17 protein-coding genes are annotated in these 21,568 nt (G+C 69.6%); 13 read left to right on the top strand and 4 right to left on the bottom strand.

Annotated elements, in window-relative coordinates; translation table 11 throughout:
- The first annotated feature begins 57 nt into the window (after positions 1 to 57).
- From FBZ33_RS11590 to FBZ33_RS11600, 3 genes are all read left to right on the top strand, one after another.
- Complete coding sequence (locus FBZ33_RS11590; RefSeq protein ID WP_141909032.1) at positions 58 to 1,455, top strand: non-reducing end alpha-L-arabinofuranosidase family hydrolase; 1,398 nt, start codon at positions 58 to 60, stop codon at positions 1,453 to 1,455.
- A 161-nt stretch (positions 1,456 to 1,616) separates the two neighbouring features.
- Complete coding sequence (locus FBZ33_RS11595; RefSeq protein WP_141909033.1) at positions 1,617 to 2,231, top strand: dihydrofolate reductase family protein; 615 nt, start codon at positions 1,617 to 1,619, stop codon at positions 2,229 to 2,231.
- A 132-nt stretch (positions 2,232 to 2,363) separates the two neighbouring features.
- Positions 2,364 to 3,257: an SGNH/GDSL hydrolase family protein gene (locus FBZ33_RS11600; protein WP_141909034.1), complete on the top strand. Its 894-nt coding sequence runs from the start codon at positions 2,364 to 2,366 to the stop codon at positions 3,255 to 3,257.
- A gap of 64 nt (positions 3,258 to 3,321) precedes the next feature.
- On the opposite strand, the gene FBZ33_RS11605 is transcribed toward FBZ33_RS11600, so the two are convergent.
- Complete coding sequence (locus tag FBZ33_RS11605; protein WP_141909035.1) at positions 3,322 to 4,035, bottom strand: TetR/AcrR family transcriptional regulator; 714 nt, start codon at positions 4,033 to 4,035, stop codon at positions 3,322 to 3,324.
- Positions 4,036 to 4,148: 113 nt separating this feature from the next.
- On the opposite strand from FBZ33_RS11605, the gene FBZ33_RS11610 reads away from it, so the two are divergent.
- Positions 4,149 to 5,132, top strand: coding sequence for an NAD(P)-dependent alcohol dehydrogenase (locus tag FBZ33_RS11610; RefSeq protein ID WP_141909036.1), 984 nt, complete (start codon positions 4,149 to 4,151; stop codon positions 5,130 to 5,132).
- Between the two features lie 193 nt (positions 5,133 to 5,325).
- Positions 5,326 to 6,711: a serine/threonine-protein kinase gene (locus FBZ33_RS11615; RefSeq protein ID WP_247667504.1), complete on the top strand. Its 1,386-nt coding sequence runs from the start codon at positions 5,326 to 5,328 to the stop codon at positions 6,709 to 6,711.
- Positions 6,712 to 6,842: 131 nt separating this feature from the next.
- On the opposite strand, the gene FBZ33_RS11620 is transcribed toward FBZ33_RS11615, so the two are convergent.
- The 3 genes from FBZ33_RS11620 to FBZ33_RS11630 form a co-directional block, all read right to left on the bottom strand.
- Positions 6,843 to 7,826: a glycoside hydrolase family 11 protein gene (locus tag FBZ33_RS11620; RefSeq protein ID WP_247667505.1), complete on the bottom strand. Its 984-nt coding sequence runs from the start codon at positions 7,824 to 7,826 to the stop codon at positions 6,843 to 6,845.
- Between the two features lie 476 nt (positions 7,827 to 8,302).
- Positions 8,303 to 9,445, bottom strand: coding sequence for an RNA polymerase sigma factor (locus FBZ33_RS11625; protein WP_141909038.1), 1,143 nt, complete (start codon positions 9,443 to 9,445; stop codon positions 8,303 to 8,305).
- On the bottom strand, positions 9,442 to 9,849 hold the full coding sequence (locus tag FBZ33_RS11630) for a YciI family protein (RefSeq protein ID WP_088947759.1): 408 nt from the start codon (positions 9,847 to 9,849) through the stop codon (positions 9,442 to 9,444). The genes FBZ33_RS11625 and FBZ33_RS11630 overlap by 4 nt, the downstream gene beginning before the upstream one ends.
- A 199-nt stretch (positions 9,850 to 10,048) precedes the next feature.
- On the opposite strand from FBZ33_RS11630, the gene FBZ33_RS11635 reads away from it, so the two are divergent.
- From FBZ33_RS11635 to FBZ33_RS11670, 8 genes are all read left to right on the top strand, one after another.
- Complete coding sequence (locus FBZ33_RS11635) at positions 10,049 to 10,504, top strand: Fur family transcriptional regulator (RefSeq protein ID WP_269458571.1); 456 nt, start codon at positions 10,049 to 10,051, stop codon at positions 10,502 to 10,504.
- Complete coding sequence (gene katG / locus FBZ33_RS11640) at positions 10,501 to 12,777, top strand: catalase/peroxidase HPI (protein ID WP_141909039.1); 2,277 nt, start codon at positions 10,501 to 10,503, stop codon at positions 12,775 to 12,777. Before FBZ33_RS11635 ends, katG begins: the two co-directional genes overlap by 4 nt.
- A gap of 144 nt (positions 12,778 to 12,921) precedes the next feature.
- Positions 12,922 to 13,599 (top strand): hypothetical protein, encoded by a 678-nt coding sequence (locus FBZ33_RS11645; RefSeq protein WP_141909040.1) that lies wholly within the window; start codon positions 12,922 to 12,924, stop codon positions 13,597 to 13,599.
- Between the two features lie 174 nt (positions 13,600 to 13,773).
- Entirely contained in the window at positions 13,774 to 14,592 is an 819-nt protein-coding gene (locus tag FBZ33_RS11650) for a basic amino acid ABC transporter substrate-binding protein (RefSeq protein ID WP_141909041.1), read from the top strand.
- Between the two features lie 76 nt (positions 14,593 to 14,668).
- A complete protein-coding gene (locus FBZ33_RS11655; RefSeq protein ID WP_088947763.1) occupies positions 14,669 to 15,463 on the top strand; it encodes an amino acid ABC transporter permease in 795 nt (264 codons plus the stop codon).
- A 4-nt stretch (positions 15,464 to 15,467) separates the two neighbouring features.
- Positions 15,468 to 16,307 carry an amino acid ABC transporter ATP-binding protein gene (locus FBZ33_RS11660; protein WP_088947764.1) on the top strand — a complete coding sequence of 280 codons (840 nt, stop codon included), beginning with the start codon at positions 15,468 to 15,470 and terminating at the stop codon, positions 16,305 to 16,307.
- A gap of 296 nt (positions 16,308 to 16,603) precedes the next feature.
- Positions 16,604 to 17,608: a multicopper oxidase domain-containing protein gene (locus FBZ33_RS11665; protein ID WP_088947765.1), complete on the top strand. Its 1,005-nt coding sequence runs from the start codon at positions 16,604 to 16,606 to the stop codon at positions 17,606 to 17,608.
- Between the two features lie 18 nt (positions 17,609 to 17,626).
- On the top strand, positions 17,627 to 21,562 hold the full coding sequence (locus FBZ33_RS11670) for a ThuA domain-containing protein (RefSeq protein ID WP_141909042.1): 3,936 nt from the start codon (positions 17,627 to 17,629) through the stop codon (positions 21,560 to 21,562).
- Positions 21,563 to 21,568: the final 6 nt, after the last annotated feature.

Genomic DNA, 21,568 nt, shown 5'->3' on the forward strand with positions numbered 1-21,568 from the left:
CCACTTGCAGCGGCCACCACCAATGCATGGGCCGCCATCCCGTCAGGAGGGTGCTATATGACCAGATCCAGAGCCACCAATGTCGGTCTGGTGTCGGCCGGCGTCGCCTTACTGGTGTCGTCAACGGTCGTGGCTGCGTTACCGGCCGGCGCCGCGGCTGCGGGCTGTTCGGTGACCTACGCCGTGTCGTCGCAGTGGCAGGGCGGCTTCGGCGCCAACGTGTCGGTCACGAACCTGGGTGACCCGCTGACCAGTTGGGCGTTGACCTGGTCGTACAGCGCCGGGCAGACGGTGACGCAGGCCTGGAACACGTCGTTGACGCAGAGCGGTTCGGCGGTGACGGCCACGAATGTCAGCTACAACGGAGCGGTCGCGACCAATGGCACGGTGTCGTTCGGCTTCAACGGTTCGTGGACGGGCAGCAACCCGGCGCCGACGAGCTTCGCTCTGAACGGCGTGACGTGCACCGGCGACACGACGCCGACCACGCCACCTCCGACGACCCCGCCGCCGACGACTCCACCTCCCACGACCCCGCCGCCCGGCACGTGCAACCTTCCCTCGACGTACCGCTGGTCGTCGACGGGCGTGCTGGCGACCCCGAGGTCGGGTTGGGTGTCGCTCAAGGACTTCACCGTCGCGCCGTACAACGGCAAGCAGTTGGTCTACGCCACCACGCACGACTTCGGGACCAGGTGGGGTTCGATGAACTTCAGCCTGTTCACGAACTACTCGGAGATGGCGTCGGCCAGTCAGAACGCGATGAACTCGGGGACTGTGGCGCCGTCGTTGTTCTACTTCGCGCCGAAGAACATCTGGGTGCTCGCCTATCAGTGGGGTGGGCCGGCGTTCTCCTACCGGACCTCGACCGACCCGACCAACCCGAACGGTTGGTCGTCGCCGCAGACGCTGTTCACCGGAAGCATCACCGGCTCCGGCACCGGCCCGATCGACCAGACTCTCATCGGCGACGGTACGAACATGTACCTGTTCTTCGCCGGGGACAACGGCAAGATCTACCGGGCCAGCATGCCGATCGGGAACTTCCCCGGCAGCTTCGGCAGCAGCTACACGACCATCATGAGCGACACCACGAACAACCTGTTCGAGGCCCCGCAGGTCTACAAGCTCCAGGGTCTGAACAAGTACCTCATGATCGTCGAGGCGATCGGCTCGCAGGGCCGCTATTTCCGCTCGTTCACGGCCACCAGCCTCGGCGGTTCGTGGACGCCGCAGGCCGCCAGCGAGAGCAACCCCTTCGCCGGCAAGGCCAACAGCGGCGCCACCTGGACCAACGACATCAGCCACGGCGAGCTGCTGCGCACCAACGCCGACCAGACGATGACTGTCGACCCGTGCAACCTGCAACTGCTCTACCAGGGCCGATCCCCGAGCTCCGGCGGCGACTACGGCCTGCTGCCCTACCGGCCAGGGCTGCTGACCCTCCAGCGCTGACGCGGGCCGAGCAGGACCGGACGGGCGGGCTCGGCGTTCGCGCCGAGCCCGCCCGACCCATGCCACGACATCCGTCATCGGTACGGGTCTGTGGCCGACGAGTTTGGGATGATGCGCCGGTCGATCCAGCCGACATCACCTGACTCGAAGGGACCTCCGCGATGGCAAAGGTCATTTCCACGTTGTTCATCTCGGCCGACGGTGTGGCCGAGATCGACCCCGACTGGCACTTCCCGTACTTCGACGAGAACATGGGTCGCGCCGTCAGCGAGGACTACGACACCGCCGACGTGCTGCTCATCGGCCGCGAGACCTACGACAGTTTCGCCGGGGCGTGGCCCGACCGTGAGGCCGCCGGTGGCGACGACGCCTCGTTCGCCAAACAACTCGGCGACGTCCGCAAGGTCGTCGTCTCGCGTCAGTCGCTCGACCTGCCCTGGCGCAACTCGGAGCTGATCCAGGGCGATCTCCTCGATGCTGTCGCCTCGCTCAAGGCCGACGCGGGTGTCCGAGGCATCCTCATCCCCGGGTCGATCTCGGTGGTGCAGCAACTGCTCGCCGCGGGGTTGGTCGACGAGCTGCGTCTGCTGGTGCATCCGGTCGCGGCCCGCAAGGGCCGCAAGCTGTTCGACGAGGGCGATGCCGCGTACCACCTGCGTCTGGTGGCGTCCGAAGCCTTTCCGACGGGAGTGCTGCGCGTCATCTACGCGCCGGGCGTGGCCCCGAACGCGGCCGGCTACGACGACGTCAAGGACCAGGTGCCGGCCGGAAACTAGTGCGCGGAGGGTGCCCCGCGCTGTCCCACACCCTGACCCACCATTTAACTAGCCCCATCTATATTGACGTTCGGCCTTGGCAACGACAGGATCTTGGCACCACCCCCACTGTGATCCCGTCTGGGAGACGCCATGAACCGTCCTCGCCTGCCCCTCCTGCGGTCAGCCACCCGGCTGGCCGCACTCGCACTGGCCACCGCCGGCGTGCTGCTCACCGTCGCCACACCCGCCAGCGCGGCCGTGCCCGCCGGCCGCTACGTCGCGCTGGGCGACTCGTACGCCGCTGGTCCGCTGATCCCCACCCAGGTCGACCTGAACTGCCTGCGGTCCAACCGCAACTACCCGTCGCTGGTGGCCACGGCCGCCGGCTCGTCGTCGTTTGCCGACGTGAGCTGTTCCGGGGCCACCACGGAGGACATCCTCTCCGGCGGCAGCGGCGCGCTGGGCATCGCACTGCCGCCACAACTGAACGCGGTCACGTCGAACACGTCGCTGGTGACGGTGCAGATCGGCGGCAACGACATCGGCTTCTCCGGCATCATCACCGACTGCGCGGAGGCGAGCCTCAGCAGCCCGCTCGGCTCGCCGTGCAAGAACCGTTTCACCGCCGGAGGTGTCGACCAGTTGCAGGCGAGGATCGTGGCCGCGACGCCGAAGGTGACAGCGGTGCTCCAGGCGGTCCGCCGGGCCGCGCCGGGCGCCCGGGTCGTGGTGCTGGGATACCCGGCGATCCTGCCGGACTCCGGGTACGGGTGCTGGCCCGTCGTTCCGATCGCCTACCAGGACGTGCCGTACCTGCGGGGCGTCGAGAAGTCGCTCAACGCCATGCTGGCCAGCGCCGCAGGCGCCAACGGCGCCACCTACGCCGACGTCTACACCCCGTCGATCGGCCGCGACACGTGCAAGAGCAGTGGCACCCGGTGGGTCGAGGGGCTCGTCCCCCAGAACGCGGCCGCCCCGTTCCACCCGAACGCCCGTGGTGAGCAGGGCATGGCCACGGCCGTGCTCGCCAAGCTGAACAGCTGACCCGGCCCGCGATCGGTTGAACCTGCCCCGTCGGCAACGGCGGGGCAGGTTCGCGGCTGCCGTCTCAGCGACGTGGCGATGCCCAGCCGCGCTGGTGCAGGCGTTCGATGCCGTCCAGCAGCAGGTCCAGCGCGAACTCGAACTCGAACTGGTCGTCACAGCCCTGCCCCAGGACGGACTCGTCGTCGTGCGACGCCGCCATGGCGATTTCCGCGACGTGCGGGAACCTGGCCGCGATCTCCGGTGGTAGGGCCGCCGGCGGTGGGGCCGGGTCGGTCCTGCCGGACCGACCGGCGCGCCGGGAGTCGTCGAAGAGTTCTTGGCTGAAGCCCAGAATTCGGCTGCCCATCGCGTGCATCACGTGGTGCGCGAGATCGACGGAGAATCCGCCGGCCCGGAACGCCCCGATCATGGAGTCGAGGTAGGCCAGGACGGCCGGCGTGGCCATGTTCCGCGTCTCGATCGCCAGCGGCGCCCAGGGATGGCGCAGCAGGACCTGCCGCGCCGAGAGGATGCGCTGGCGGACCGCGTGCTTCCAGTCGGCCGCGGGCACGGGCGGGTCGATCTCACCAACGACCACGTCGATCATGCCGTCGAGCAACTCGTCCTTGTTGGCCACGTGCTTGTAGAGGGCCATCGGCACGACGCCCAGGTCCTGGGCGAGGTTGCGCATGCTGAGGGACTCGATCCCGGCCTCGTCGGCGAGCGCGACGGCGGCGCGCAGGATCCGGTCCCTGCTCAGCGGCGTACGGCGCAGCGTCTCAGCCTGCTCAGCCATCTCGCTCCTCGTCGTCGGGCGGGCATTCGAACCCTAATCCCCTTGACAGGTGTACGCCGTATACCTACCGTTCTCTGCAAGGTGTACGGCGTACACCAGGGGAGGGGAGAGGGATGAAAGCCATCGTTCAGGACCGATACGGTCCGCCGGAAACGCTCACACTCACGGACGTGGAGGCGCCGGTGCCTGCCGCCGATGAGGTGTTGGTGCGGGTGGAGGCCGCCGCGCTCAACGCGTACGACTGGCATGCCATGCGAGGCGACCCACGGATGGCCCGGTTGGCGATGGGCCGGTCGAGGCCCCGCGCGCGCATCCGTGGCCGGGACTTCGCCGGGCGGGTCGAGGCCGTCGGCGCCCGCGTTCGGCAGGTCCGCCCGGGTGATGCCGTCTTCGGCGACCTCGGTGACGCCAACGGCGCGTTCGCCGAGTACGTGTGCGTGCCCGAGACCCTGGTCGCGACGGCGCCGGCGAACCTGACGCCGCAGCAGGCGGCGGCCCTGCCGCTGGCCGGCATCACCGCGCTCATGGGTCTGACCAGCGCCGGGCGGGTCGAGCCAGGCCACCGCGTTCTCATCAACGGTGCCTCCGGTGGCGTCGGCACGCTGGCGGTCCAACTGGCCACGGTGCTCGGCGCGAGCGTGACCGCCGTGTGCAGCACCCGCAACGTCGATCTGGTCCGGTCGCTCGGCGCCGAGCACGTCGTCGACTACACGCGTGACGACTTCGCCCGCGACACCCGTCGCTACGACGTCGTGTTCGACCTGGTCGGCAACCGTTCCCTCGCGGCGCTCCGACGGGTCCTGACCCCGACCGGGACGCTGGTGCTCTCCGGCGGCGGTGTGTACCGGGGCGGCAGCCTCATCGGCCCGGTCGGGCTCATCGCGCGTGGGCGGCTGCTGGCACCCTTCGTCCGACAGCGCATCGTCATCCTCGCGGCGGTGCCCGGTCGGCAGCACCTCGACGCGCTCCGCGCCCACGTCGAAACCGGCCGCCTCACCCCGGTCATCGACCGGACCTATCCGCTGCGCGAGGTGCCCCAGGCCATGCGTTACCTGGAGACCGAACACGCGCGGGCCAAGGTCGTCATCACCGTCTGACGTGCTGTTTCGCCATCGGTGTCGACGGTGGGGACGGTCAGGAAGCGGCCGGTCGCGCGCACCCACGAGGACGGTCGACCGACCGGGTGGTGCTTGAGATCGGGAAGTCCGGGGTACCGAAAGCTTCATGCCGAGTGTGGGGCAAGTCGTCGGAGACCGTTACCGTCTGGTCGAAAGCATCGCCAGTGGCGGTATGGGTGACGTGTGGCGAGCCGTCGACGAAACCCTCGACCGCTGTGTGGCGATCAAGATGCTGCAACCTCGGCTGGTCACCGACGCCGGCTTCGGCGAGCGGTTCCGCCGCGAGGCCCGGGCGATGGCGGCCCTGCGTCACCCGGGCGTCGCCCAGGTCTACGACTACGGCGAGGTGTCGCATGCCGGAGCGCCGGTCCTCGCCTACATCGTGATGGAATGCGTGCAGGGGCAGCCCCTGTCGCAGCGGATCGCCGAGGTCGGCCGGCTGGATGTGGCCGAGGCGATGTCGATCGCCGCGCAGACCGCCCGTGCCCTCCAGGCGGCCCACGACGCCGGGGTCGTCCACCGGGACGTCAAGCCCAGCAACCTGATCATCGAGCCGGACGGGCACGTCGTCCTCGTCGATTTCGGCGTCGCGGTGACGCAGGAGGCGGTGAGCCTGACCGCTACGAACCAGGTCGTCGGCACCGCCCTGTACATGGCCCCGGAGCAGATCGCGAAGAACGAGACCTCCTCGGCGATCGACATCTACGCGCTGGGCGCCGTCGTCTACCACTGCCTCGCCGGCCGGCCGCCGCACCAGGGCGAGACCGCCCTCGCGGTGGCGCTGCGGCACCTTGGAGAGGAACCGCCTCCGCTGCCCGAGGACGTTCCGGACGCGGTCCGGCGGCTGGTCGCCACCGCGATGGCCAAGGAGCCCGCCCACCGCTTTCCGACGGCGGCGGCCATGGCCACGGCGGCGCAGGCGGTCACCGACCCGTCAGATGAGTTGCTGCGCACCGCCACCGCGGCGACCTCGATCGCGGTGCCCGCCGAGCAGCGGGTTGCCCGGCGCTCAGCCCTCGGCGGCGCGGAGCGGCGGGCGCGTCGGGCGGGCAGCCCTGGGACCACCGGGCTCGCGGTGCTCCTCGGATCGCTGGCCGCCGCGGCTGCCGTCCTGGTGTTCGCCGATCCCACCGGGATGATGACGGGCCCGACCGGGCGGCCGTCGACCCCTCCCGCGGTGCCACCCGCGGTGTCGCCGACGGTGCCGCCGCAGGGGGAGCCCGGCCCCGGCCCCGGTGTCGGCGGCGGCGAACCGGCCACCCGCGATTCCGCGGGTCTGCCGGTGCGGGCACCCGGATCTCCGAGCCCGACGGCCACCGGCTCAGCGGGCGGGGCCGCGGCGAGCCCGTCGGCGTCGCCCGGTGGGGGCACTGTGGATACGCCCGAGCCCACCACGTCCGAGAGTGCCCCGGCTGAACCGACGGGAGCCCCGACGGGTGAGACGACGGAGGAACCGACGGACGAACCAGTTTCGGATGAGACCGACGAGCCGTCGACCGAGGAGTCGGCGGCGGGGGATGAGTCGGCGGCGGGGCAGACCGCGCAACCGCAGGTGTAGGGCGTGTTTCGGAAGCGCTGGCCGGCCTGCGCCGGGAACGCCGAGGCGAGGTGGGGACGTACCCGTGGCACGGCTCTGGCGTGGCGGCCGGGGCCGCCACGCCAGAGTGTGATTGTCAGGAGCTGATCAGGTCAGCCCGTGCGGCAGGTGACCGTCGGCCAGTTCCAGTTGCCGTTGGCCATGATCGTGATCCCGAAGTTGTTGCCATTGCCGTTCGGTCTCGCGGTTACCGTGCCGCTCGTGCCGCTGACGGAGGCGTTCCAGCTGTTCTGCACGCTCTGGCCCCCGCCGAGGCCGAGGCTGACGACCCAGTTGTTGGTGCCGCTGACCGCGACGTTGAGGTTGAACCGGTCGCCCCACTGCTGGCCGGCGGAGAGCGTCGCGTTGCAGTTGCCGTTGCCGGGCGGGGGGCTGGTGGTGGTGGTCGGGTCCGGGTTGCTGCCGCCGCCTTCCCGAACGGTGATGTCGGAGCTGCCGCTGCTCTGATAGCCCTCGGTGGCCATGATCTGGTAGCTGTGGTTGGTGCCGAGGTTCAAGCCGGCACGGGCCCAGGCGTCGAAGTGGTTGGCGGTGGTGATGGTGCCACTCGAGCGCTTCTGCTGGCGGACGCTCCAGAACTGGTAGAACGTCTGGTTGCCGTCGATCGACGGGGCGTTGACCCGCTGGCTGCGCAGGATGTCGTAGGTGCCGCCGTCAGTGGTGACCGTGCCCATCCGGGTGGCGCCGCTGCTCGGGTTGTAGCTGCCGAAGTTCTCCACCACGTAGTACTCGATGAGCGGGTTGCGCGTCCATCCGTACAGGGCGAGGTAGGTGTTGTTGTTGCCCGGGTTGTAGCTGCCCGAGTAGGTGACCGTGCGTCGGTTGCCGGTGGCCCAACCCTTGCCGCCGACCCAGTTGTTGGTGCTCCTGTCCCAACTGCTGGTGTAACGGCCGTCGGCGCGCAGCGTCATGCTGGCGTTGCCGCTGTCCTTCCAGAACGAGAAGAAGTAGCCGTTGTGCGTGCCGGTGAGGTTCGAGGTGAGGGTCCGGTCGGCCTCCGCGTACGCGTTGGTGGCGGTCATCGTGCCGGTGACGGCCAGGACGGCGGCGCAGGCGGCGCCGAGGAGCAGCCGCATGCGGCCACGCCTCCGGGGTCTGGTGGGGATCTCGCCGGTGTCGATCATTAACGTGTTCCTCCTTGTGGCGGCTGGCGGGGGCCAGCGTGCGATACGGCCCGCAGGCTGTCGGTGGCCCGGGACGGCCATCGGCGTCGTACCGCGTGGTGGTGGCCGGTCGTCCTGCGCGACGACCGGAGGAGTGGGTCGCGGTGACTGGTGCTGACGTCAATTGAGCGCCGTCGATGGCGACCGTATTAACCCGGCCGTCGACTTGTCAACAATTTCCGGAAACACGCTGGCAACGTCGCGGCGACCGGCCGTCTGCCGTGGGAGCGGTATCTATCCAGGTCAGTAGTCGATCAGAAGCCGAGACGCTCTCCCGGGGAGCTGTGGCGGTCGACGAGGACGCGAGAAGAGCCTGCCGAGAACTTCCGGAGACTTTCCGGACCGCAATCACCCGGCGGTCAAAGGGTGCGAGGCAGGCAGGAGCCCGGTCAGCTCCGGAGGGCGTTGAGCCGCGCGGCCTGGCGGGTCAGGTGGTCGCGCTCGGCCAGGTTGGCGGCCCTCCGGGCCGCCTCGGCGTACAGCCGCGCCGCCGTCGCCGCGTTGCCGTCGCGCTCGTGCAGGTAGGCCGCGACCGCTGTGTAGCGGGGGAGTGCGTCGTCCAGTGTCGCGAGCGCCGCGAGGCCGGCGCGCGGGCCGTCGGCCTCGCCGACGGCGACCGCGCGGTTGAGCCGGACGATCGGGCTGTCGGTCAGCAGCGCGAGTTCGTCGTACCACTCGACGATCTGCACCCAGTCGGTCTCCCCGGCGGTGGGCGCGTCGGCGTGCAGCGCCGCGATGGCGGCCTGGGCCTGGAACTCGCCCAGTCGGTCCCGGGCGAGGGCCGCCTGGAGGATTCCGACGCCCTCGGCGATCAACGCGGTGTCCCATCGGCCGCGGTCCTGCTCGGCCAGCGGCACCAGGCTGCCGTCGGCCGCCCTCCGGGCGGCGCGCCGCGCGTGGTGCAGCAGCATGAGGGCGAGCAGCCCCGCCACCTCGGGGTGGTCGATTGCGGCCGCGAGCTGCCGGGTGAGCCGGATGGCTTCGGCGGCGAGGTCGACGTCGCCGAAGTAGCCCTCGTTGAAGACCAGATAGAGGACGCGCAGCACGGTGACGACGTCACCGGGCTGGTCGAACCGCACTCCGGAGACGGTGCGCTTGGCCCGGCTGATGCGCTGCGCCATGGTCGCCTCGGGCACCAGGTAGGCCTGGGCGATCTGGCGGGTGGTCAACCCGCCGACGGCGCGCAGCGTGAGCGCGACCGCTGACGACGGCGTCAGCGACGGGTGGGCGCACAGGAAGTAGAGCTGGAGCGTGTCGTCCACCGCCGGGGTGGGGCCGGGCGGAGGTTCCTCGTCGACGAGGTCCTCACGCCGACGGCGGGCCGCGTCCGCCCGGGTCGCGTCGAGGAACCGTCGCCAGGCCACTGTGACGAGCCAGCCCTTCGGGTCCCGCGTCTGGTCGGCCGACCAGACGCGGACCGCCTCGACCAGCGCGTCCTGTACGGCGTCCTCGGCCGCCGCGAAGTCAGCTCCGCGGCGGACGAGGACGCCGAGCACACTCGGCGTGAGGCTCCGGATCAGTGCCTCGTTCACTCCGTGATGGTGGGCGGCTCGGTCAGGAACGGGCGCAGTTCGAGCCACTCGTGGATCGGCTTCCCGTCCTTTCCGGGGGCGGCGGACAGCTCCCCGGCCAGCTCGACGGCGCGCTCGTAGCTGTCGACGTCGATCACCATCCAGCCGGCGATGAGGTCCTTGGTCTCGGCGAACGGGCCGTCGGTGACCGGCGGGCGGCCCTCACCGTCGTACCGGACGAACACCCCGTCGGGGGCCAGGGCCTGACCGTCGACGAACTCGCCGGTCTGCTCGAGCCGTGCCGCGAAGTCGTTCATGTACGCGATGTGCGCCGTGATCTCCTGCGGCGTCCACTGGTCCATGGGTACGTCGTTGACCCCGCTCGGGGCGCCGCGGTAGTGCTTGAGCAGCAGGTACTTCGCCATCGTCTTCTCCTCGGTGCGGGGGTGGGGCCCTTCGTGGCCGCCTTCACCCCGGGGACGGAGCTGGTCGCCGGTTCTCGACATGGCCGTCCGGATTATTTTTACTCTGGCTCAGGAGAGTGGGTGGAACCGGTCGGACACGGTGGCGCGGGACCGGCGTGAAACTTGATTCGTTCCAAAATAGTGAGCTAGTGTTCGTCGGGTGATGTCCGACTTCGAGGCGCAACTGCGGGCTGCCTCGCTGCGGGTGACCCGGCCTCGACTGGCGGTGCTCGCGGCGCTGCGCGACCACCCGCACGTCGGCACCGACGCCGTGATCGCGCTGGTCCGGGCGGATCATCCCACGGTGTCCCACCAGGCGGTGTACGACGTGCTGCGGGTGCTCACCGACGCTGGTCTGGTGCGGCGCATCCAGCCGGCCGGGGCGACCGCCCGCTATGAGTCCCGGGTCGCGGACAACCACCATCACATCGTGTGCCGCTCCTGCGGCGCCATCGCCGACGTCGACTGCGCCGTCGGCCACGCTCCCTGTCTCACCGCCTCCGACGACCATGGGTTCGTGGTCGACGAGGCGGAGGTCGTCTACTGGGGCACCTGTCCCGACTGCGCGACCGAACGCACGCCCCAGAGATCCGCAAGCTCGGAAGGAATTACATGAGCGACACCCAGGACAACGGCCCCACCAGTGCGCAGGGCGTGGACCAGAAGGCAGCGGCCGGCTGCCCGGTCGCGCACGACTCGGTGACCGCGCACGGCAGCGAGAGCGAGAACCCGGCGATCGACTCGCCGACTCCGAAGACCGGCGGTCGTCCGCGCAACAACCGGGACTGGTGGCCCAACCAGCTCGACCTCTCGGTGTTGCACGCCCACTCGTCCAAGGGCAACCCGTTGGGCGAGAACTTCAGCTACGCCAAGGAGTTCGCCAAGCTCGACGTCGAGGCCCTCAAGCGCGACATCACCGAGGCCCTCACCACCTCGCAGGACTGGTGGCCGGCCGACTTCGGCCACTACGGCGGCCTGATGATCCGGATGAGCTGGCACTCCGCCGGCACGTACCGCATCGAGGACGGTCGCGGTGGAGCCGGCGACGGCGGTCAGCGTTTCGCTCCGCTGAACAGCTGGCCGGACAACGCCAACCTCGACAAGGCCCGCCGGCTGCTCTGGCCGGTCAAGCAGAAGTACGGCCAGAAGATCTCCTGGGCCGACCTGATCGTGCTCGCCGGTAACGTCTCCCTGGAGTCGATGGGCTTCAAGACTTTCGGCTTCGGCTTCGGTCGCGAGGACGTGTGGGAGCCCGAGGAGATCTTCTGGGGCCCGGAGGACACCTGGCTCGGCGACGAGCGCTACGCCTCCGAGAAGGAGATGGCGGCTGGCGTCGGGGCGACCGAGATGGGCCTCATCTACGTCAACCCGGAGGGGCCTCGCGGCAACGCCGACCCGCTCGCGGCGGCGCACTTCATCCGCGAGACCTTCGCCCGGATGGCGATGAACGACGAGGAGACCGTCGCCCTCATCGCCGGTGGCCACACCTTCGGCAAGACCCACGGTGCCGGCGTCGCCGACAACCACGTGGGTCCGGAGCCCGAGGGCGCCCCGCTGGAGGCGCAGGGCCTGGGCTGGCTGAGCACCCACGGCAGCGGCAAGGGCGGTGACACGATCACCAGCGGGCTCGAGGTGACGTGGACCGACGTGCCGACGCAGTGGAGCAACCGCTTCTTCGAGATCCTGTTCGGCTACGAGTGGGAGCTCACCACGAGCCCGGGTGGCGCGAAGCAGTGGGTCGCCAAGGACGCCGAGGCGATCATCCCGGACGCCCACGACCCGTCGAAGAAGCACAAGCCGACGATGCTCACGACCGACCTGTCGCTGCGTGTCGACCCGGCGTACGAGAAGATCTCGCGCCGCTTCCTGGAGAACCCCGACCAGTTCGCGCTGGCCTTCGCCAAGGCGTGGTACAAGCTGCTGCACCGCGACATGGGTCCGATCGAGCGTTTCCTCGGGCCGTGGGTGGCCGAGCCGCAGCTGTGGCAGGACCCGGTGCCGGCCGTCGACCACGAGCTCGTGGGTGACGCCGACATCGCGGCGCTCAAGGCAAAGGTCCTGGAGTCCGGTCTGACGACCGCCCAGTTGGTCTCCACCGCCTGGGCGTCCGCTGCGAGCTTCCGCTACACCGACAAGCGTGGTGGCGCCAACGGCGCACGGATCCGTCTTGAGCCGCAGCGCAACTGGGAGGTCAACCAGCCGGAGCAGCTCGCGACGGTCCTGACCACTCTGGAGGGCATCCAGCGGGAGTTCAACGAGGCCGGCGGCGCGAAGATCTCGCTCGCCGACCTGATCGTGCTGGCCGGTTCGGCAGCCGTCGAGAAGGCGGCGCGTGACGCCGGCGTCGAGGTGACAGTGCCGTTCCGGCCGGGCCGCACCGACGCCACGCAGGAGCAGACCGACGTCGAGTCGTTCCGGGTCCTCGAGCCGCGCGCCGACGGTTTCCGCAACTACCTGCGTCCCGGCGAGAAGACCCAGCCGGAGGTGCTGCTCATCGACCGCGCCTACATGCTCAACCTGACCGCGCCCGAGATGACCGTCCTGGTCGGCGGCCTGCGTTCCCTGGGCGCCAACACCGCTGGTGCCCAGCACGGTGTCCTCACCGACCGGCCGGGCGTGCTCACCAACGACTTCTTCGCCAACCTGCTGTCCCCGGGCACCCGGTGGAGCGCGTCGAAGTCCGAGGAGCACGTGTACGAGATCCGCGATCTGGCCACCGACGAGGTGAAGTGGACCGCCACCGCGGTCGACCTCATCTTCGGTTCCAACTCGCAGCTGCGCGCCCTCGCCGAGGTCTACGCCAGCCAGGACGCCCGCGACAAGTTCGTGGCCGACTTCGTGGCAGCCTGGACCAAGGTCATGGAGCTCGACCGCTTCGACATCGCCTGACCGCCTGACACCGACGAGCCCCGGTCAATCCATCAGTGATTGGCCGGGGCTCGTCGGCGTTCACGCCACCCGCGCCACTGTCGACGGGCGTCCGGAAAGGCGACTAATCTGTGGCCCCACACTCCATCGATGTGAGGAGATGCGATGGCGCGTCGCACCGGCCGGCCTTCCTACCTGTCGGACAAAGCCGATGTGCGCCATCGCCGCGCGACACGCTTCGTGGCGGTCGCGGGGGCGGTCGCGCTGGTCACCGCCCTGTTGGGTGGGCTGGTCGGCTACCAGGTGGGTCGCCCGGACGCCACCGAGGCGGCCATCGCGACCCTCCAGGAGGCCGAGGCGAAGCGGGACGCTCAGCAGATCCTGGAGCTGACCGGGACGGCCCGACGCGTCCGCGACCAGATCGCCCCCGTCCTGGCCGCCATCAAGGCGGAGACGTCAGCCGGGCGTGCGCCGGATCCGGGCCAGGCGCGCCAATGGCAGGAGATCATGCGCCAGGCAGCCGAGCCGTTCGCTGACCCACCGTCGGGCACCACCGCCACCAACGTGGCGCGTGGAGGGCTGCGGGCGGCGATCCAGCAGGCGTCGCTGGCCGTCGACGCGTACGCGCTGGCCGTCGACGTCCCTGCGGCGCAGCGTGCGGCCCTGCTGGCCGTCACGGCGCGACAGGCGGCCCAGGCGGTGACGATGTGGTCTGTCGCGGCGACCCAGCTCGACCAGGTCAGCGTCGACGCCGGGCACGGCCATCAGCACGTGTTCCTCGACACAGACTCCCACGAGGGAGCGCTCACGCCGGACGGGGCGCCCGAGGGGACCGGCGGCTGAGCGGCGCTTTGCTGCTTGGTGTCTGGTTCGACTGCGGGCGCTGCTGCCGTGGCCGCCCGACGGCCGCTCAAGATCTGGGAGTGGTCGGCCGGATCGGGTACGGTCGCTTATCGCAAAGTCTATGAACCAGATTGGCTTTCTGTGCAAGGGAAGCCGCATCGGAGGGACACAGCCGTGAGGTTCCCAACTGCCGTCCGTCGGGCCGGTCTCGTCGCGGCCATCGCCGCCCTCGCGCTGAGCGCGGGTTGCGCCAAGAAGGACGACAGCGAGGTCCAGGCGAGCGGGGTCAAGCTGGTCGAGGCGGGCAAGCTGACCATCTGCACCCACCTGCCGTACCCGCCGTTCCAGTCGAAGGACGCCAGCGGCAAGGTCACCGGCTTCGACGTCGAGATCATGGACCTGGTGGCCAAGGAGCTGGGTGTCGAGCAGACGATCATCGACACCCCGTTCGAGGGGATCAAGTCCGGCCAGGACCTGAACACCGGCAAGTGCGACGCGGCCGCCGCCGGCATGACGATCACCGAGGAACGGCAGAAGGTGATGAACTTCTCCGACCCGTACTTCGACGCCACGCAGGCGCTGCTGGTGAAGACCGGTAAGCCGTACAAGTCGCTCGACGACCTCAAGGGCAAGAAGTTCGGTGTCCAGGCGGCCACCACGGGTCGTGACTACGCCAAGAAGTTCGAGGCGGAGAAGGGCCTTCAGCTCGTCGAGTTCGAGGACCTCGCCGCCCTGCAGCAGGCCGTCGCCAACGGCCAGGTCGAGGCCGCCATCAACGACCTGCCGGTCTGGAGCGAGTACCTCAAGAAGAACCCGGGCGGGTTCGAGGTCTCCGCCGAGTTCGACACCGGCGAGCAGTACGGCTTCCCCGTGAAGAAGGACGCCAACCCGGACCTGCTCAAGAAGATCAACGAGGTGCTGGCCAAGGCCAAGCAGGACGGCACGTACGACACGATCTACGAGAAGTGGATCGGCAAGCGGCCGAGCGCCTGATCATCGCGTGGTACCGGAGGGCGTGCGCCCCGCGCGCCCTCCGTGTCGGTAATCTCCGGGAAGGCAACGAGCGAACGTGAAGCTGCGACGCCGCCAGCGGGAGCGGTTGTCCCTCGGGCTCCAGTACCTGGTCTTCATCGCCGTCATCGCCGCGGTGCTCTTCGCCGCCGACTGGGACAGGCTGGCCGACGCGTTCTTCCGCGTCGACATCATCAAGTCGATGTTCCCGACGATCATCACCGTGGCGCTGCGCAACACCATCCTCTACACGCTGGGCGCGTTCGCCTTCGGTCTCGTGTTCGGGACCATCCTGGCGCTGATGCGGCTGTCCCGGGTCGCGCCGTACCGCTGGGTGGCGACGGCGTACATCGAGCTGTTCCGGGGTCTGCCCGCCCTGCTGGTGCTGTTCCTCGTCGGGTACGGCATCCCGATCGCCTTCCCGGAGCGGGAGATCCCGGGTGGGGTGTTCGGTTCGATCGCGATCGGCCTCGGGTTGACCGCGGCGGCCTACATGGCCGAGACCATCCGCGCCGGCATCCAGGCCGTCCCCAAGGGGCAGATGGAGGCGGCGCGCACCCTCGGCATGTCGCACTTCACGGCCATGCGCACGATCGTCATCCCGCAGGCGTTCCGGATCGTGATCCCGCCGCTGACGAACGAGCTCATCCTGCTCACCAAGGACTCGTCGCTGGCGTACGTGCTGGGCGTGACGGCGCAGACCATCGAGATCACCAAGTTCGGTCGGGACATGCTGAACGACCGGGTGAACGCCACCCCGCTGCTGGTGGCCGGCCTCGCCTACCTGATCATCACTCTGCCCCTGTCCCAGGTGGTACGTCGCCTCGAACTCCGCTACGCCAAGGCCCGGTGACCGCATGACGACGACTCCATCCCGCCCTGCCATCGAGATCCGCGACCTGCACAAGTCCTTCGGGCCGCTCGAGGTGCTCAAGGGCATCGACTTCGAGGTCGGCCAGGGTGAGGTGGTCTGCGTGATCGGGCCGTCCGGGTCCGGCAAGTCGACGTTGCTGCGCTGCGTCGACCTGTTGGAGGAGCCGACGGCCGGCAGGATCTGGGTGAACGGGGTCGAGATGACCGACCCGGATGTCGAGGTCGACGCGGTACGCCGCGGCATCGGCATGGTCTTCCAGTCGTTCAACCTGTTTCCGCACCTGACTGTGCTGAGCAACCTCACCATCGCGCAGCGTCGGGTGCTCAAGCGCGGCCGGGCCGAGGCCGAGCGCGTCGCCCGGGCCAACCTGGAACGCGTCGGGCTGACCGACAAGGCCGACGTGTTCCCGGCGCAGCTGTCCGGTGGGCAGCAGCAGCGGGCGGCCATCGCCCGGTCGCTGTCGATGGAGCCGAAGGTGATGCTCTTCGACGAGCCCACCTCCGCGCTGGACCCGGAGTTGGTCGGGGACGTGCTCACCGTCATGCGCAAACTGGCCGAGGACGGCATGACGATGATGGTGGTCACCCACGAGATGGCCTTCGCCCGCGACGTCGCCGACCGGGTGGTGTTCATGGACGGTGGGGTGGTGGTCGAGCAGGGGCCACCGCAGGAGGTGCTGGGCGCCCCGAAGCACGAGCGGACCCGTGCGTTCCTCTCCCGGGTCCTCGACCCGACCCGGGTCGCCCAGCTCGGTCAGACCGACCAGTCGCCCGAGCCGCCGGAGACCCCCGGCCTGCCTGCTGACGACCGCCACAACCTCTGACCAACTGATCCTGTACGTCGGGCCGCCTCAGCGATGAGGCGGCCCGCCGTCGTTCTGGCGGCCTGGTGTCAGCTTCATGTCAATCGACGGCCGTCGTGATGTCAAGGTAATCTTCTTGCAACCAGACCCTGTACTTTCGTCGATGGATTACATAAGTTGCTGTCATCCACCGAAAGTCTTGAGTCTTCCGAGCAAAGTTCGCGACGAGCCTCACCCTCAGTCGTGCTACCGCCCCCGTGCTCGGGTCGATGCACCCTGTCCTCGTCGCGTCTTCGCCCGGTTGGGAACGGAGACCCATGGACGATCACGCCGTTGGCTCCCACCGCCACCTGTCCCGCCGATCGCTGATCGCCACCGGCGCGCTCGCCGCCGGGGCGTTGGGCGCGTCCGCCCCGACGATCGGTACCGCGTTCGGAGGCAGCCCCGCCCGGGCGGCCGCCGGCGTCACCAAGAAGATCACCATCTACGCCGAGCAGTTGCCCGGCAACCTGTTCGGCTACGGCCTCGCGCCCGGTCAGGCCACCGTGCCCGGGCCACTGCTGGAGATGTACGAGGGCGACACCCTGGAGATCACCCTGGTCAACACGACCGACCAGCGGTTGTCCATCCATCCGCACGGGGTGGACTACAGCACCGAGTCCGACGGCAGCCCGTTCAACGCCTCGTTCAACAATCCCGGTGAGACGCGGACGTACGTCTGGCGCTCCCACGAGATGGTGGCCGCGGCGGGTCGGCGGTACATGCCGGGCAGCGCCGGCTACTGGCACTACCACGATCACGCGATGGGCACCGACCACGGCACCGCCGGTGTCGCGAAGGGACTGTACGGGGCGCTGATCGTCCGGCGCCGTGGCGACATCCTGCCGGAGAAGCAGTTCACTGTCGTGTTCCACGACATGATGATCAACAACCGGATGGCGCCGGCCACGCCCATGTTCGAGGCCAACCTGGGCCAGCGGGTGGAGTGGATCGCCATCGGCCACGGCAACCTGTTCCACACCTTCCACCTGCACGCCCACCGCTGGGCGGACAACCGCACCGGAATGCTGGAGGGCCCGAGCGACCCGAGCCTGGTCGTCGACAACAAGGACCTCAACCCGGGCAGTTCGTTCGGTTTCCAGGTGCTGGCCGGGGAGGGCGTCGGACCCGGGGCGTGGATGTACCACTGCCACGTGCAGACCCACTCCGACGGCGGCATGGCCGGGATCTTCCTGGTGCGCAACGCCGACGGCAGCATGCCACCGGGCGCCGAGGAGGCGATCCACCGGTTCCAGGGCCACACCCACACGCACGGAAGTTAACCGAAAGTGGGGACGGGGATGACCAGAAAAATACGACGAGTTCTTGCCGCGGTAGCGGCCTTCGCGACACTGATTCCCGCGACGACGGCGGCAGCCGCGCCGCCACCGGCAGCCGCCCCGCAGGCAGCGCAGGCGCAGCGGACCGCCGTCCTCGTGTTCCACGGGCCGGTGGCCGAGCAGCAGGACCCGGTGGCCCGTGCGGTGGACACCATCAAACAGCTTGGTGCCGGTCATGACATCGATGTCACGGCCACCACGGACCCCGCTGTCTTCACCACGGCCAAGCTGTCCGCGTACCGCAGCGTGGTGTTTCTCTCCGCGACGGGCGCCGCGCTCAACCGCGACCAGGAGTCGGCGCTGCAGAGCTACATGAAGGCCGGCGGCGGTTTCGTCGGCATCGCCGACGCCGCCCGCGCCCAGGTCGACTCCACCTGGTTCACCGGCCTGATCGGCACCCGCCCGGCGGGCGCCATCCCGGTGGCCGAGCCGGTGGCCCGGGTGACCGCCAGTGGTGAGAACCCACCCAACGAGACCAAGGAGAAGCTGACCGACGGCGACGCCAACACGAAGTGGCTCGTCCGCACCCCGACCGCCTGGGTGGCGTACGAGTTGAGCGCACCCAAGCGGATCACCGGGTACGCGTTGACGTCGGCCAACGACTCCTCCGGCCGGGACCCGAAGGACTGGACCCTCCAGGGCTCCACGGACGGCCAGACCTGGACCGATCTGGACCGGCGCACCGGCCAGAGCTTCCCGGACCGGTACCAGACCCGCCGGTTCGACATCGCCACCCCGCAGGAGTTCACGCGCTACCGGCTCAACGTCACCGCGAACAGCGGCGAACCGCTGGTCCAGCTCGCCGACCTGCGCCTGTTCACGGGCAGCACCACCGCTCCGGAGCCGCCGGCGGTGAACCGCGCGGTGGTCGACATCCTGGACCGGAAACACCCGGCCACGGCGTCGCTGCCGCTGACCATCACCCGATCGGACCGCTGGGAGAACTGGGACCCGAACCCGATCGGCACGGTGCACACCCTCGCCCAGGTCGAGGAGCGGCACTACAACCCGGGAGCGGCCGCCAACGGCGCCTTCCACCCGGTGTCCTGGTGCCGGGACTACGACGGCGGCCGGTCGTTCTACACCGGCATGGGCCACACCGAGGGCAGCTATGGCGAGGAGGCGTTCCGCACGCACCTCACCGGGGCTCTCAACTGGACCACCGGCCGCGTACGCGGTGACTGCCAGGCCACGATCGCCGCGAACTACAAGGTGGAGCGGCTCACCGCGGCCAACCAGACCGGGCAACTGGACCAGATCGGCGAGCCGCACGGGCTCACCATCGCGCCGGACGGCACGGTCTTCTACGTCGGCAAGGCGGCCTGCCCGAGCGGCCCGATCGCGGACTGGAACAACCCGGAGGTCGGTCTGGGCTGCGGCACCATCCACTCCTGGGACCCACGGACCAAGCAGGCAAAACTGCTCACGACCCTGGAGGTGATGGGCAACCGGGGCAGCGGCTCGGAGCTGGTGAAGAACGAGGAGGGCCTGCTCGGCATCGTGCCCGACCCGAAGTTCGCCGACAACGGCTGGCTCTACGTCTACTGGATGCCGCACGAGTCGGTCGACCGGGTGCAGCGGGTCGGGCAGCGCACCATCTCGCGGTTCACCTACGACCGCCAGGCGCAGACCATCGACCAGAGCACCCGCAAGGACCTGTTGCAGTTCCCGGTGCAGGTCCACAGCTGCTGCCACGCGGGCGGCGGCATGGCGTTCGACGCCAAGGGCAACCTCTACGTCGGCTCTGGCGACAACAACTCCTCCGAGGGGTCGCAGGGCTACTCCGGCAACAACTGGACCCAGGAGTACCAGGGGATCTCGTTCCAGGACGCCCGCCGCACCTCGGGCAACACCAACGACCTCGCCGGCAAGATCATCCGGATCCACCCGGAGGCCGACGGGACGTACACCATCCCGGAGGGCAACCTGTTCCCACCGGGCACCGAGAAGACCCGCCCGGAGATCTACGTGATGGGCGTACGCAACATCGCCCGCCTCCAGATCGACCCGGTGCACCAGTGGCTGACCGCGGGCTGGGTCGGCCCGGACGCCTCGTCGCCCAGCCCCACCCTGGGCCCGGCCAAGTACGAGACGGCCACCATCATCACCTCCGCCGGTAACCAGGGCTGGCCGTACTGCATGGGCAACCGGCAGCCGTACCGGGACCGCAGCAGCACCGACGCGACGGTGCTGACCGGCTGGTACGACTGCGACAACCTGAAGAACACGTCGCCCCGCAACACCGGTCTGGTGGACATCCCGGCCGCCCGGGACAACATGATCTGGTATTCGCCCGACGGCGGCGGCCCGGTCTTCCCGAAGCGGACCGACGGCAGCGGCCTGCCGACCTACGTCGCGGCCGACGCCACCTACACCCAGCCGTACCTGCGAGGCGGCGGGCAGGCCATCATGTCCGGCCCGACATACCACCGGGAACTCGTCGACACCACCAGCGGTGTGGCGTGGCCGGAGCACTGGGACGGTAAGTGGTTCATCGGCGACCAGTCCAACGCCGCCAACCGGGTAGCGGTCACCGTCGACCCGGCCGGCGTGCCGCAGGCCACCCCACCGGTGTACGCCGAGTCGCTGCGCGCCATCATCCCGGGCGGCAACGGCGACGCCCGGCTGCAGAGCTGGATGGACGCCAAGTTCGGCCCGGACGGCGCGCTCTACCTGCTGGACTACGGCGGCGGCTTCTTCAGCCTGCACCCCAACCAGAAGCTGATCCGGATCACCTACACCGGTGGTGCGCCCACCCCGGTGCCGGCGGCGAACTCGGTCGCCGTGCAGAACAAGCCGCTCACCATCGCCTTCGACGGCGCCCGCTCCGGCGGCGTCAGCCACCGGTGGGAGTTCGGCGACGGCACCACGTCCACCGAGGCGAACCCCCGTCACACGTACGCCACTGTCGGCACCTACACCGCGAAGCTGACCGTCACGTACGCCGACGGTGAGACCGCGACGGTGCAGAGCACGGTCACGGTGGGCTGCGCGGTGCCCGACAGCCGGCAGAACGTGTGGCTCCACGACACGGACACCGGGGTGCCCAGCCGGCCGGTCGGGCAGGGCTGCACGATCAACGACCTGATCGACGACGAGAGCACCTGGGCCGACCACGACGCCTTCGTCCGACACGTGAGCGCGGTGACCCGCGCGTTGCAGGACGACGACCTGCTCACGGCCCGGGAGTCCGGCACCCTCACCCGCCTGGCTGCGGCGTCGGAGGTCGGTCGGAACGGGCGCACCGGCTACGAGGCGCTCTTCGACGGCACCGCCGAGTCGCTGCGCGGCTGGGAGCAGGCGCCGACGGGCTCGTTCGCCATCCAGCCGGACGGCTCGCTGCGCTCCAGCGGCGGCCTGGGCATGCTCTGGCACACGAAGGAACTGGGCGACTTCTCGCTGAAGGTCCAGTTCCGCGACATCGCACCGGGCACCGGCCGGGCCAACACCGGCGTCTTCACCCGCTTCCCGGACCCGCGGATCCCGCTGGAGGAACGCCCGCCGGGCAGCTGCGGCACTGTCGGATCGGCCCGCACCTCGCAGGCCTGGGTGGCGATCTACTGCGGACACGAGATCCAGATCTACGACGGCGAGACCGGCGAGCCGCAGAAGACCGGCTCGGTCTACAACTTCGACCCGGTGCCGCTCGCCCAGGCCGGCGTCACCCCGAAGGAGCAGTGGAACGACTACGAGATCCGCGTCGTCGGGCAGCACTACACGATGGTCCGCAACGGCGTGGTGATCAACGAGTTCGACAACACGCCGGGCAAGCAGTCGTCCCGCGCCGGCGACCCGCCGACGGACCTGCGGCAGTTCCTGCGCGGCTTCATCGGCCTGCAGAACCACGGTGACAACGACCTGACCGAGTTCCGCAACGTCCGCGTGCGCGAGCTCTAGGAGAGA

Origin of the sequence: Micromonospora sp. A202, from assembly GCF_006715105.1 — a bacterium.
Classification (GTDB): Bacteria; Actinomycetota; Actinomycetes; order Mycobacteriales; family Micromonosporaceae; genus Micromonospora; species Micromonospora zamorensis.

Bases quoted from the DNA above. Each gene is read 5' to 3' on its own strand.
- FBZ33_RS11590 (WP_141909032.1), top strand. From the start codon at position 58: ATGACCAGATCCAGAGCCACCAATGTCGGTCTGGTGTCGGCCGGCGTC.
- FBZ33_RS11595 (WP_141909033.1), top strand. From the start codon at position 1,617: ATGGCAAAGGTCATTTCCACGTTGTTCATCTCGGCCGACGGTGTGGCC.
- FBZ33_RS11600 (WP_141909034.1), top strand. From the start codon at position 2,364: ATGAACCGTCCTCGCCTGCCCCTCCTGCGGTCAGCCACCCGGCTGGCC.
- FBZ33_RS11605 (WP_141909035.1), bottom strand. From the start codon at position 4,035: ATGGCTGAGCAGGCTGAGACGCTGCGCCGTACGCCGCTGAGCAGGGAC.
- FBZ33_RS11610 (WP_141909036.1), top strand. From the start codon at position 4,149: ATGAAAGCCATCGTTCAGGACCGATACGGTCCGCCGGAAACGCTCACA.
- FBZ33_RS11615 (WP_247667504.1), top strand. From the start codon at position 5,326: ATGGGTGACGTGTGGCGAGCCGTCGACGAAACCCTCGACCGCTGTGTG.
- FBZ33_RS11620 (WP_247667505.1), bottom strand. From the start codon at position 7,826: ATGCGGCTGCTCCTCGGCGCCGCCTGCGCCGCCGTCCTGGCCGTCACC.
- FBZ33_RS11630 (WP_088947759.1), bottom strand. From the start codon at position 9,849: ATGGCGAAGTACCTGCTGCTCAAGCACTACCGCGGCGCCCCGAGCGGG.
- katG (WP_141909039.1), top strand. From the start codon at position 10,501: ATGAGCGACACCCAGGACAACGGCCCCACCAGTGCGCAGGGCGTGGAC.
- FBZ33_RS11645 (WP_141909040.1), top strand. From the start codon at position 12,922: ATGGCGCGTCGCACCGGCCGGCCTTCCTACCTGTCGGACAAAGCCGAT.
- FBZ33_RS11660 (WP_088947764.1), top strand. From the start codon at position 15,468: ATGACGACGACTCCATCCCGCCCTGCCATCGAGATCCGCGACCTGCAC.
- FBZ33_RS11665 (WP_088947765.1), top strand. From the start codon at position 16,604: ATGGACGATCACGCCGTTGGCTCCCACCGCCACCTGTCCCGCCGATCG.
- FBZ33_RS11670 (WP_141909042.1), top strand. From the start codon at position 17,627: ATGACCAGAAAAATACGACGAGTTCTTGCCGCGGTAGCGGCCTTCGCG.